1 protein-coding gene is annotated in these 1,489 nt (G+C 57.7%); it reads left to right on the top strand.

Annotated features, from left to right (window positions below):
- Positions 1-151: 151 nt before the first annotated feature.
- Positions 152-1,426, top strand: coding sequence for an RNA-guided endonuclease TnpB family protein (locus tag DJ74_RS15805; RefSeq protein ID WP_094527873.1), 1,275 nt, complete (start codon positions 152-154; stop codon positions 1,424-1,426).
- Positions 1,427-1,489: the final 63 nt, after the last annotated feature.

Genomic DNA, 1,489 nt, shown 5'->3' with positions numbered 1-1,489 from the left:
TTATAGAGATTCGAGGAGAATACCTGCGCCTTTAGGCGCAGGATGAATCCGACAACTCCTACGCAATCAACCGTCGATAGCACGGCCGGATATTCCACGCCAACCGACACTATTAACAGAACGGTACGCATAACCAGTTATGAAGCCAGAAATGAGTCGAACCATCCGAACCTTCGAGGCTACGATTACGAACCAGCAACAGGTTTGTGACGACCTCGACCAACTCGGATGGGCCGCCTCAAAACTCTGGAACGTCGGTCGCTACTACGCACAAGAACAGTGGGACGAAACGGGCGAGATTCCCGATGACGGGGAACTCAAGACCGAACTCAAAGGCCACGAACGCTACACGGACTTGCATTCTCAATCCAGTCAGCGCGTTCTCGAAGAACTCGCTGAAGCGTTCAACGGCTGGTTCGGCAAGCGTCGGAACGGCGACGACCGCGCCCGACCGCCCGGCTACCGCAAACACGGAGATTCCCACCCGCGTTCAACCGTGTCGTTCAAAGCGGCTGGCTTCAAGCACGACGCACAGTTCACCCGCGTCCGCCTCTCAAAAGGTCGCAACCTCAAAAAACACCGCTCAGACTTCATCCTGTGCGAGTACCAGACGCGCCCGGATGTTGACCTGACCGAGTGGGACATTCAACAGGTTCGGGCCGTCTACAAACGCGACGAGTGGCGGCTTCAATTCGTCTGTCGCACTACCATCGACCCGGAACCGCCGGGCGATGACGTGGCAGGTGTTGACCTCGGGATATGCAACTTCGCCGCCGTCTCGTTCGGCGGCGAGTCGGTGTTGTATCCCGGTGGCGCACTCAAAGAGGACGAATACTACTTCGTCAAAAAGAAAGCTAACTGCGATGATTCCTCGTCCCGAGAGGCCACTCGTCTTGACCGCAAGCGAACGAGTCGTCGGACGCACTTCTTGCACGCGCTCTCGAAAACGATTGTCGAGGAATGCGCCGAACGGAGTGTCGGTACGCTTGTCGTTGGCGACCTTGGCGGCATCCGAGAAGATGACGAGAACGGCGAATCACGCAACTGGGGCGACCACGGCAATTTCGACTTGCACGGGTGGGCGTTCGACCGTTTCACGACGCTACTTGACTACAAGGCGGAAGCCGAGGGTATCGACGTGGAGTTGGTGTCTGAACGCGATACATCGAAGTCGTGTTCGGCGTGTGGTTACACCGATGATGACCAGCGTGTAGAACGTGGCCTGTACGTGTGTGAGGAGTGCGGCACGGTTGCGAACGCAGACGTGAACGGTGCGGAGAACATTCGGCAAAAGGTACTCCCGAGTCTCGCCACGGATGGCGGTGATAGGGATAACGGCTGGTTGGCACAGCCAGCGGTTCACCTGTTCGACCGTAGTGAGGGTGTTTTCGCCCCACGAGAACAGGTCGTGAACCGCGAACCCTAATATCCCAACTCAGCGGCGCGGTACCGTGGGATTCCCGCGTCTTCAGGCGCGGGAGGATGTCAA

This window comes from Halorubrum sp. Ea8 (assembly GCF_002252925.1).
GTDB lineage: Archaea > Halobacteriota > Halobacteria > Halobacteriales > Haloferacaceae > Halorubrum.
The sequence above is the reverse complement of the archived record's forward strand: the minus strand, read 5'-3'. Positions and strand labels throughout refer to the sequence as shown.